10 protein-coding genes are annotated in these 9,816 nt (G+C 70.5%); 7 read left to right on the forward strand and 3 right to left on the reverse strand.

What is annotated here, in order from left to right:
* Positions 1 to 107 precede the first annotated feature (107 nt).
* Positions 108 to 1,055 carry a methionyl-tRNA formyltransferase gene (locus tag EBH09_RS01950; RefSeq protein WP_121745296.1) on the forward strand — a complete coding sequence of 316 codons (948 nt, stop codon included), beginning with the start codon at positions 108 to 110 and terminating at the stop codon, positions 1,053 to 1,055.
* Between the two features lie 130 nt (positions 1,056 to 1,185).
* Here the strand turns inward: EBH09_RS01950 and EBH09_RS01955 are convergent, their stop codons facing one another.
* A complete protein-coding gene (locus EBH09_RS01955; protein ID WP_121745297.1) occupies positions 1,186 to 1,428 on the reverse strand; it encodes a DUF5302 domain-containing protein in 243 nt (80 codons plus the stop codon).
* 96 nt (positions 1,429 to 1,524) lie between these two features.
* Positions 1,525 to 2,226 carry a VOC family protein gene (locus tag EBH09_RS01960; protein ID WP_121745298.1) on the reverse strand — a complete coding sequence of 234 codons (702 nt, stop codon included), beginning with the start codon at positions 2,224 to 2,226 and terminating at the stop codon, positions 1,525 to 1,527.
* Positions 2,227 to 2,409: 183 nt separating this feature from the next.
* Here EBH09_RS01960 and EBH09_RS01965 point away from each other — a divergent pair, with 183 nt between their 5' ends.
* The 3 genes from EBH09_RS01965 to nadE all read left to right on the forward strand — a co-directional run bounded on the left by EBH09_RS01965 (position 2,410) and on the right by nadE (position 5,323).
* Complete coding sequence (locus tag EBH09_RS01965; protein ID WP_121745299.1) at positions 2,410 to 2,835, forward strand: PGPGW domain-containing protein; 426 nt, start codon at positions 2,410 to 2,412, stop codon at positions 2,833 to 2,835.
* A 167-nt stretch (positions 2,836 to 3,002) separates the two neighbouring features.
* Entirely contained in the window at positions 3,003 to 4,400 is a 1,398-nt protein-coding gene (locus EBH09_RS01970; RefSeq protein WP_121745300.1) for a DEAD/DEAH box helicase, read from the forward strand.
* 83 nt (positions 4,401 to 4,483) lie between these two features.
* Positions 4,484 to 5,323: an ammonia-dependent NAD(+) synthetase gene (nadE, locus tag EBH09_RS01975; RefSeq protein ID WP_121745301.1), complete on the forward strand. Its 840-nt coding sequence runs from the start codon at positions 4,484 to 4,486 to the stop codon at positions 5,321 to 5,323.
* An 18-nt stretch (positions 5,324 to 5,341) separates the two neighbouring features.
* Here nadE and EBH09_RS38460 read toward each other — a convergent pair whose 3' ends face one another.
* Positions 5,342 to 5,854 (reverse strand): hypothetical protein, encoded by a 513-nt coding sequence (locus tag EBH09_RS38460; RefSeq protein WP_238697152.1) that lies wholly within the window; start codon positions 5,852 to 5,854, stop codon positions 5,342 to 5,344.
* Positions 5,855 to 6,055: 201 nt separating this feature from the next.
* On the opposite strand from EBH09_RS38460, the gene EBH09_RS01985 reads away from it, so the two are divergent.
* From EBH09_RS01985 to EBH09_RS01995, 3 genes are all read left to right on the forward strand, one after another.
* The gene (locus EBH09_RS01985; RefSeq protein WP_121745302.1) at positions 6,056 to 6,901 is read left to right on the forward strand and encodes an MIP/aquaporin family protein; all 846 of its coding nucleotides are present in this window, start codon (positions 6,056 to 6,058) and stop codon (positions 6,899 to 6,901) included.
* Between the two features lie 24 nt (positions 6,902 to 6,925).
* Positions 6,926 to 8,443 (forward strand): glycerol kinase GlpK, encoded by a 1,518-nt coding sequence (gene glpK / locus EBH09_RS01990; protein ID WP_121745303.1) that lies wholly within the window; start codon positions 6,926 to 6,928, stop codon positions 8,441 to 8,443.
* Between the two features lie 96 nt (positions 8,444 to 8,539).
* Positions 8,540 to 9,631: an AI-2E family transporter gene (locus EBH09_RS01995; RefSeq protein ID WP_121745304.1), complete on the forward strand. Its 1,092-nt coding sequence runs from the start codon at positions 8,540 to 8,542 to the stop codon at positions 9,629 to 9,631.
* Positions 9,632 to 9,816 lie beyond the last annotated feature (185 nt).

A 9,816-nucleotide genomic window follows, 5' to 3' on the forward strand; every position in this document is an offset into this window, starting at 1 on the left:
TCCCGAGCAGGAGTTCCGTCAACTGGCTTACCGCGCGCAGCCGTTGCGGACCAAGGTAAGGCTTGCTTTACTTGCCCGGGCCATCCCCTGCCTCAAGGAGGAACCCCATGCGGGTCGTCATGTTCGGTTACCAGACCTGGGGGCACCGCACCCTCCAAGCCCTCCTGGACTCCGAACACGACGTGGTGCTGGTCGTGACGCACCCCAAGAGCGACCACGCCTACGAGAAGATCTGGAGCGACTCCGTCGCCGACCTCGCCGAGGAGCACGGCGTGCCGGTACTCATCCGCAACCGCCCTGACGACGACGAGCTGTTCGAACGCCTCAAGGAGGCCGACCCGGACGTCATCGTGGCCAACAACTGGCGGACGTGGATCCCCCCGCGCATCTTCGGCCTCCCGCGCCACGGCACGCTCAACGTCCACGACTCACTGCTGCCGAAGTACGCCGGCTTCTCCCCGCTGATCTGGGCCCTGATCAACGGGGAGACCGAAGTGGGCGTCACCGCGCACATGATGGACGAGGAACTCGACGCCGGCGACATCGTCCGGCAGGAGGCGGTGCCGGTCGGGCCGGCGGACACCGCCACCGACCTCTTCCACAAGACGGTCGACCTCATCGCTCCGGTCACCATCGGCGCCCTCGGCCTCATCGCCGCGGGCCGGACGGAGTTCACCAAGCAGGACCGGTCCCTGGCGAGCTTCTTCCACAAGCGCTCCGTCGAGGACATCCGCATCGACTGGTCCTGGCCGGCCGAGAATCTGGAGCGCCTGGTGCGCGCCCAGTCCGATCCCTACCCCAGCGCCTTCACCTTCCACAGGGGCAGGCGACTCGAGGTCCTCGCCGCCGTCGTGTCCCAGGGCCGCTACGGCGGTACGCCGGGCCGCGTCTTCTATCGCGAGGGCGACGGCGTGGTGATCGTCGCCGGAGCCGACGCGCGCACCGGCCGCAACCGGGGCCTCGCGATCACGCGCGTACGCACGGAGGACGGACAGGAGTTGCCCGCGACGGAGTACTTCACCTCCATGGGCGGCTACTTGACCAGTCGGCCCTGACGTAACCCCGCCTCGGGAGCAGGGCTGTGATCACGTCCGACTCGGCCCTGCTCCCGGCCTCTCCGGACGGCGCCGAGGCCCCGGCCGGAGAGGCTCGGTCGCGCCGGCCGCCGAGCGGCCGGCCACGCGATCAGCCGCCGCTCTTGCGCCGGAACGACCGCTGGCTAGCAGCCGGACCATGCTCGCCGCGGATCTTCGACGCGTCGGTGTGCCCGGCGAGGGCCGCGGCCTCCGCCTGCTTGCCGCGCTTGCGCTCCAGAGCTTCCCGGAACTTGCCCTTCAGGTCGTACTGGCCGTTCTCGTCGGGCGTCACGGCAGGGCTCTCGCCGTCAGCCGACTCCGAACCTGCTTGCGATGAAGACTCTGCAGTCATGGTGACCTCCTGGGTTCGGACAACAGGACCACAGCTTGTCATGCCGACCACCGCCCGGGGTACCGCCCACATCGGCCGGCAGGGCCTGAGCAGGCCTCAGTCGCGCAGCTCCTGGAGACGCCCGAGGTCGTCCTGAACCGATTTCCGTTCGTCGGCGGCGAGTGGGATGGCGGCGGCGTCGGCGAGTGCGGTCGTCGCGGTCCCCTCGTCGCCGAGACGCCCGGCGACGTCCGCTCGCAGCACGAGGAGGCGTAACATCTGTACCGGCGTGGGCCGCTCCCCCGGGAGGCGAAGCACCCGGTCGATGACCTTCGCGGCGCCCGCGGGGTCCTCCTTCGAGTCCGCCAGGAGTGACGCGTGGTGCAGGGCCCGGGCGAAGGTCTCCTCGGGAGCGGGCCGGTGACGCGGGTCCTCGCCGGTCGGCTGCCCGACGCGGACGCAGTTGCCGCCCGGATCACTCATGAGGAACTGCCGCACTCCGTACGACATGTCCTTGAGCTGCCCGATACGCGGCAGCCCTCGCGTGGGAATCCTCCCGTACGCCGCCTTGAGCCCCGCGCGGAACGCGGCATGCAGCCCGTCGACGTCGTCGGTCAGGACGTAGCAGGTACTGACCGACTCGGCCGGCTCGTACTGCCTCAGCCCGAAGAACTGCAGCTCGATGTCACCGCGCTCCACGACCGCGTACGGGTTGGGGCTCCTCTGCCGGAACGTCACCTCGAACCCGAGGGCGGTGTAGAAGTCGAGAACGGGCTGAAGGGACCGGCACGGCAGGATCGGGATCGTCTTCTCAACCATGCGTTCACTCTAGTCAAAGTTGAGTAGATGTTGCCTGCACGTCCACGGACGCCCGCCCGTCCAGGAGGGGCGCCTTACGGGTGCCGGCCTTCAGCCGGAATCGCCTGCGCCACGATGCCTGCCTATGGTTGGGCAGATTGAGGGGACCCGGAGTTCTTGCCGACCGCTGGAAGGTGGGGCGACATGGCGCGCAGTGTCGAATCGATCCGGCGAGCCGTCCTGGGCACCCTCGGCGCCGTGCTGGCCCTGGTCGGCGTCGCCCTGCTGGTACTGCCCGGGCCGGGCCTGCTGCTCGTGTTCGCCGGGGTGGTGCTGCTGGCGCGTGCCGTCCCGGCGCTGGACCGGTTCGTGGCCCCCGTCCGCGAGCAGGCGATGCGTGCGGCCGAGGAGAGCGTCTCCTCACCATGGCGTATCGCCGGCTCGGTCCTGGCGGGCCTCTTCCTCGTCGGTGCGGGCGTGGTGTGGGGACTCGTGCCCCAGGTGCCGTACTCGGGATGGGCCACCGGGGCGAGCCTGATCATCTCCGGCTGCGTCCTGTTTGCCCTGCTCGCCTGGAGCCACCGACGCGTTCAGACGGCGCGTCGCCGCTCACCGTCGCCTTCGGGGTGAAATCGGGCGCCGCCACCCCTTGACGGGCCCGGCACCGGGGCAGTCCCGGCCCGCCGGGCCTCCTGGTGCCCGCTGGTAAACTGGGGTCCACGCTTTGAGGCGCCCGGGTCCGTACCGAGGGGTACGGACCCGGGCGCGTTCCGGGCGCCTGATCAGGAAGGTCCCCCATGAACGCGAAGCCGTCGTCGGCCACCGGAGCCTCCCGGGCCGGCGGATCCCAGCGAGCGACAGCGCCACCGGAGCCGGCGGACCAGCCGCCGGTCGCGTCCTTCGACGCGCTCGGTCTTCCGCCGGCGCTGCTCAAGACGATGACCGGCCTGGGAGTGACCGCCCCCTTCCCGATCCAGGCGGCGACCCTGCCCGACGCGCTGGCCGGCCGCGACGTCCTCGGCCGTGCGCGGACCGGCTCGGGCAAGACGCTGGCCTTCGGCCTGGCCCTGCTCGTCCGGACCGCGGGTCTGCGGGCGGAGTCGAAGCGTCCGCTCGCGCTGGTCCTGGTGTCGACGCGGGAACTCGCACAACAGGTGAGCGACGCGCTCTCCCCGTACGCGCAGGCGCTGAACGTACGACTGGCGACCGTCGTCGGCGGGCTGGCGATCAACCGGCAGGCGGCGCAGTTGCGCGACGGTGCCGAAGTGGTCGTCGCGACGCCGGGGCGACTGGCCGACCTGGTGTCCCGTCGTGACTGCCACCTGAACCACGTGCGGATCACGGTGCTGGACGAGGCGGACCAGATGTGCGACCTGGGCTTCCTGCCGCAGGTCTCGGGAATCCTGGACCAGGTGCCCGCCGACGGGCAGCGGCTGCTGTTCTCCGCCACGCTCGACCGCGACGTCGACCAGCTGGTGCAAAGCCATCTGCACGACCCGGTGCACGCATCGGTCGACCCTGCGTCGGCCTCGGTCACCACGATGGAACACCACGTACTGACCATCCACCCCGCCGACAAGTACGCGACCGCCACCGAGATCGCCGCACGCGACGGCCGGGTGCTGATGTTCCTGGACACCAAGGCCGCAGTCGACCGGTTCACCCGTCACCTGCGGGCCAGCGGTGTCCGGGCCGCCGCCCTGCACAGCGGCAAGTCTCAGCCGCAGCGCACGCACACGCTCGCCCAGTTCGTGGAGGGCCGGGTCACCGTGCTGGTGGCCACCAACGTCGCGGCCCGGGGCATCCACGTCGAGGCGCTCGACCTCGTCGTCAACGTCGACCCGCCGGCCGACGCCAAGGACTACCTGCACCGCGGCGGGCGTACGGCGCGCGCCGGGCAGTCCGGGAGCGTGGTCACCCTCGTCACTCCCGACCAGCGGCGCGAGGTGAACCGGATGATGTCCGACGCCGGCATCCGGCCGACCGTCACCCCGGTGCGCTCCGGCGAGCAGAAGCTGACCACCATCACCGGTGCCAAACGCCCGCCGACCGGGCCGCAGACCAGCGGCGGCAACGCCCCCTTCCGCGGCCTCGGCGCCCGTTCGGGCCGCCCCGCGAAGGAATCCCGCAAGACCGCCGAGGCCCGCAAGGCCGCGGAGGCCCGCGCGGCGGCACGGGTACGCAGGGGCCGCTGACCCGGGACGATCCGGCCGGAGAGAGTGAGCGACCCCTGGGTAGGGTGAGTGGGAAGCCCCAGGGAATCGAACGAGGAGCGGAATTGAGCGAGTCGGCGTCCATCGCCCTGCAACTGGAGATCGCCCGGGAACTGGAGGTCGCGGAGACCTTCGATGCCGAACGGGAGATCGAACGCCGGGTGGCCTTCCTTGCCGAGCGGCTGACCTCGACCGGTCTGCGCTCCCTCGTACTCGGCATCAGCGGCGGTGTCGACTCGACCACCGCGGGCCGGCTGTGCCAGCTCGCCGTCGAACGGGCGCGGGCCGAGGGACACGAGGCGGGCTTCTACGCGATGCGGCTGCCTCACGGAGTCCAGGCCGACGAGCACGATGCCCAGCTCGCGCTCTCCTTCATCAAGGCCGACCACGTGCTGACGGTGGACATCAAACCGGCGAGCGACGCCGCGCTCGAGGCGCTGATCGCCGGCGGTGTGACCTTCCGCGACGCCCGGCACCAGGACTTCGTGCAGGGCAACGTCAAGGCCAGGCAGCGCATGATCGCCCAGTACGCCGTGGCCGGCGCGCACGACGGACTGGTCGTCGGCACCGACCACGCGGCCGAGGCCGTCTCCGGCTTCTTCACCAAGTTCGGCGACGGTGCCGCCGACCTGGTCCCGCTGACCGGCCTGACCAAGCGCCGCGTGCGCGCGGTCGCGGACGCTCTGGGCGCGCCCGCCGAGCTGGTGCGGAAGGTCCCGACGGCCGACCTGGAGACCCTCGACCCCGGCAAGGCCGACGAGGACGCTCTCGGAGTCACGTACGAGGACATCGACGACTTCCTGGAGGGCAAGCAGGTGGACGAGCAGGCCTTCGAGAAGATCGTCACCCGCTACCGGCTGACCGACCACAAGCGCCGGCTGCCCATCGGTCCGGATCACCTCTGACCCGGGCCCAGGGCGAGTTCAGTCGGACACGGGCCGGAGCGGGAAGCGCACATCGGTCAGCCGCTCCGACAACTCCCGAAGGCGTCGGCCGGTCTCGACGTCCGCCGCCGCGGGTGACAGCGCCACCCGCGCCGGGCCGTCCGGTCCGATGAACTCCCCGCCCCGCGCACTCGGGTCGGTCGCCGCGTACAGCCGCGGCAGCGCGCCCCGGTCCGGGGACCGGGCGAGCGGGATGAGAACGCGGCCGAACAGCATCTTCACCATGCCGGTCGGCGCACTCGTCTGCAGGGTGGTGGCGGTGTATCCGGGATGCGCGAGCACGACGACTTCGACCAACCACCGGCAGGGTCGGCGATTCTTCGACGACCTCGCCGGCGAGCACCAGCGCTCAGACGTGGGGGGCGGCGCCATGATGCCGGCGATGTCGACGAGCACGTCGAGCCGTGGGAGGCCTGCGTGCACCTGGCGGGCCAAGGACCGGACCGAGTCGAGATCGGCCGAGTCGAGATCGGCCGGGTCGAGCCGGCGCACTTCAAGGCGGGCGCCCGGGTGGTCGCCAGGCCGAGGCCGCTGCTGGCACCGGTGACGACAGGGCACCACCACGCCGGCTGACGGACAGTGCTCAGGCAGACGGCCGTACTGCATGTGCGACTTGCCCAGTACGTCCTTAATCTAACGATTGAGAGGCTTGGACAGTCGATGCCGGTTCAGCCGGCGGAAGGTTGAGCTTCCATGGCTGAACGACTCAAAAGGTCCGGCTTGATCGGTGAATTGTCGGCCGAATTCGCCGGCACGATGATCCTCATCCTTTTCGGCTGCGGCGTGGTGGCCCAAGTGGCCGCGGGCGGGGCCCTCACGGATCCGGAAGGCGGCCTCGGAGACCACGACAGCATCTCCTGGGCGTGGGGGCTCGGCGTCACCCTGGGCGTCTACGTGGCGGCCAGGCTGAGCGGCGCCCACATCAACCCCGCGGTGACCGTCGCGCTCGCGGTGTTCAAGGGGTTCCCGTGGCGCAAGGTGGCGCCCTACGCGCTGGCCCAGACGGCCGGTGCCTTCGTCGCCGCCCTCCTCGTCCGCTGGAACTACACCGAAGCGCTGGCGAAGGCCGACCCCGGTCACACCATCAAGACGCAGACCGTGTTCTCGACGCTGCCCGCCAACGGCAACACCGCTCTGCCGGTCCACGAGTGGGGCGCCTTCCGCGACCAGGTCATCGGCACCGCCATCCTGCTGCTGCTCATCATGGCCATCACGGACCTGCTGAACACACCGCCGGGCGCGAACCTGGCCCCGTTCATCATCGGCCTGGTCGTGGTCGCGATCGGCATGGCCTTCGGCACCAACGCGGGGTACGCCATCAACCCGGCTCGCGACTTCGGCCCCCGGCTGGCCAGCTTCCTCACCGGGTACGGCGGAGCGTGGCGAGATCAGTACGGGAACCTCTACTTCTGGGTGCCGATCGTCGGCCCGCTGATCGGCGGCGTGCTCGGTGCGGGTCTGTACAAGGTTTTCATCGGCCGGTTCCTGCCCACGGCGGAGCCGGAGCCCACGGGGCGCGTACCGGCGCCGCAAGACTGACACCGGCGGGAGAGGCGGCACAGCATGGCGGACTTCATCGGCGCGGTGGACCAGGGGACCACCAGCACCCGATTCATGATCTTCGACCACGGTGGCAACGAGGTGGCGAAGCACCAGTTGGAGCACGAACAGATCCTCCCCCGCTCCGGATGGGTGGAGCACGACCCGGTGGAAATCTGGGAGCGCACCAACTCGGTGATGCAGAACGCCCTGCGCCACAGCGGGCTGTCGGGGACCGACCTGGCCGCCATCGGCATCACCAACCAGCGCGAGACCACGGTCGTCTGGGACCGGCGCGACGGCCGCCCCTACTACAACGCCATCGTGTGGCAGGACACCCGGACCGACACCATCGCCGCGAACCTCGACCGTTCGGGCCGGGGCGACGTCATCCGCCGCAAGGCCGGACTGCCGCCGGCGACCTACTTCTCCGGCGGAAAGATCCAGTGGATCCTGGAGAACGTCGACGGCGTCCGCGAAGCGGCGGAAGCGGGGCACGCCCTCTTCGGCAACACGGACGCCTGGGTCCTGTGGAACCTGACCGGCGGCCCCGACAGCGGCATCCACGCCACCGACGTGACCAACGCGAGCCGGACCATGCTGATGGACCTGGAGACGCTCGACTGGGACGACGAACTGCTGGGCTTCTTCGGCATCCCCCGGTCGATGCTCCCCACCATCAACCCCTCGTCGCACGCGGAGGCGTACGGTGTGGCCCGCACCTCCCGGCCGCTACGCGCCGCCGTTCCCATCGGCGGGGTGCTCGGCGACCAGCAGGCGGCCACCGTCGGTCAGGTCTGCTTCGCGCCCGGCGAGGCCAAGAACACCTACGGCACCGGCAACTTCCTGGTGCTCAACACCGGCACGGAACTGGTCCGCTCCCAGCACGGCCTCCTCACCACCGTGGCCTACCAGTTCGGCGACAGCCCGGTGGTCTACGCGCTCGAGGGCTCCATCGCGGTGACGGGGTCGGCCGTGCAGTGGCTGCGCGACCAGATGAAGATCATCAAGACGGCGGCCGAGAGCGAGGAGCTCGCCCGTACCGTCGACGACAACGGCGGCATGTACTTCGTCCCCGCCTTCTCGGGCCTGTTCGCCCCCTACTGGCGTTCCGACGCCCGGGGGGCGATCGTCGGCCTCGCCCGGTACAACGACAACGCGCACCTGGCCCGGGCGACCCTGGAAGCCATCTGCTACCAGAGCCGCGACGTCGTCGAAGCCATGGAGCAGGACTCCGGTGTCCACCTCGACGTGCTCAAGGTCGACGGGGGTGTGACCGCCAACGACCTCTGCATGCAGATCCAGGCGGACGTCCTCGGCGTACCGGTCAGCCGACCCGTCGTCGCGGAGACCACCGCACTCGGCGCGGCCTACGCGGCGGGACTGGCCACGGGATTCTGGCGGGACACCGATGAACTGCGCACGCACTGGCACGAGTCCAGGCGCTGGGAACCGCGGTGGCCGGAGGACCGGCGGGCGCAAGGGTACGCCGGGTGGAAGGCGGCGGTGGAACGCACGCTCGACTGGGTCAAGGTTTCCTGAACCGGCCTTCGCCGGTGGAGAGAGGGCCTTGCGGGAAGGACCTTGAAGAGAGGACTCGGGCGCGGAGGGCAACAGGCGTCGCCATAAGGTGATCCCATGTCTGCCAGATTGAGTTCCGCGAGGACCCGCGCCGCACTCCGCACCACCGCGCGTACCTCTGCCGAGCTGTTGCTGATCCTCGTCATGCTCGCGGTGGCCCTGTGGCTCCTCGGCCGCATGTGGTCGGTCGTGTGGCCGCTGATAGTCGGCCTGCTCCTGACCACGTTGACCTGGCCCTCGGCCCGTTTCCTGCGGCGGCACGGGTGGCGTCCCGCGTTGGCCGCGGCGGTGGTGACCGTGGGGTTCCTCCTGGCTGTCACGGGCATCGTGGCGCTGATCGCGGTGCCGATGTCCTCCGAGACCGACGAGTTGACCGCCGGCGTGATGGAAGGCATCGACCGGCTGCGCGACTGGGCCGCGGGGCCGCCGCTGAACATCGACGACGGCCAGATCACCAGTGCGCTCGACTCCGCGATGGCGCGCGTCCAGGACAGTATCGGCAGCGTGGTCAACACGGTGGCCACAGGCCTGAGCACCGTGGTCAACGGCCTCATCACCGCGGTGCTCGCCGTCTTCCTGATGTTCTTCTTCCTCAAGGACGGACCGCGGTTCCTGCCTTGGCTCGGCCGCCAGCTGCCCGGCCGGCTCGCCACCGACGTCCCGGCCGTCGCCCTGCGCAGCTGGGAGACCCTGGGGTCCTTCGTCCGCTCGCAGGCACTCGTGGGGCTGCTCGACGCCGTCTTCATCGGCCTGGGACTGTGGGTCCTGGGCGTGCCACTCGTACTGCCCCTGGCGGTGCTGACGTTCGTGTCCGCGTTCGTGCCCATCGTGGGTGCCCTGTTCGCGGGCTTCGTCGCGGTACTCATCGCCCTGGTGTCCAACGGCCTGACGGACGCGCTGATCGTGCTGGCGATCATCGTCGTGGTGCAGCAGTTGGAGGGCAACGTGTTCCAGCCCGTCATCCAGAGCCGCGGGCTCGGTCTGCACGCGGCGGTGATCCTGCTGGCGGTGACACTCGGCGGCAGCCTGGCCGGGATCGTCGGCAGTCTGCTCGCCGTACCGGTCGCCGCGTTGATCGCGGTGGTCTGGAACTACGTCCGCGAGCAGCTCAGCGACCCGCCGGAGGAACCCGCGCCCGCCGACGCCTGAGAGGCGGGGCGGTCCACGCCAACGGGCGGGGCCGTCTCCGCGCGACGGCCTGTGCGGTAGGCGGTCGGGGCCAGCCCCCTCTGTGCGGAAGGCGGCCCGGAAGTCGGCGGAGGTGCCGAACCCGGTCTCCGTGGCGATCCTCTCGACCGCCCGGTCCCGAGTCGCGCGCAGACCGTCCCGGGGCG

It is taken from the genome of Streptomyces sp. E2N166, from assembly GCF_003671715.1.
GTDB lineage: Bacteria > Actinomycetota > Actinomycetes > Streptomycetales > Streptomycetaceae > Streptomyces > Streptomyces thinghirensis.

Bases quoted from the DNA above. Each gene is read 5' to 3' on its own strand.
- EBH09_RS01950 (WP_121745296.1), top strand. From the start codon at position 108: ATGCGGGTCGTCATGTTCGGTTACCAGACCTGGGGGCACCGCACCCTC.
- EBH09_RS01955 (WP_121745297.1), bottom strand. From the start codon at position 1,428: ATGACTGCAGAGTCTTCATCGCAAGCAGGTTCGGAGTCGGCTGACGGC.
- EBH09_RS01960 (WP_121745298.1), bottom strand. From the start codon at position 2,226: ATGGTTGAGAAGACGATCCCGATCCTGCCGTGCCGGTCCCTTCAGCCC.
- EBH09_RS01965 (WP_121745299.1), top strand. From the start codon at position 2,410: ATGGCGCGCAGTGTCGAATCGATCCGGCGAGCCGTCCTGGGCACCCTC.
- EBH09_RS01970 (WP_121745300.1), top strand. From the start codon at position 3,003: ATGAACGCGAAGCCGTCGTCGGCCACCGGAGCCTCCCGGGCCGGCGGA.
- EBH09_RS01985 (WP_121745302.1), top strand. From the start codon at position 6,056: ATGGCTGAACGACTCAAAAGGTCCGGCTTGATCGGTGAATTGTCGGCC.
- glpK (WP_121745303.1), top strand. From the start codon at position 6,926: ATGGCGGACTTCATCGGCGCGGTGGACCAGGGGACCACCAGCACCCGA.
- EBH09_RS01995 (WP_121745304.1), top strand. From the start codon at position 8,540: ATGTCTGCCAGATTGAGTTCCGCGAGGACCCGCGCCGCACTCCGCACC.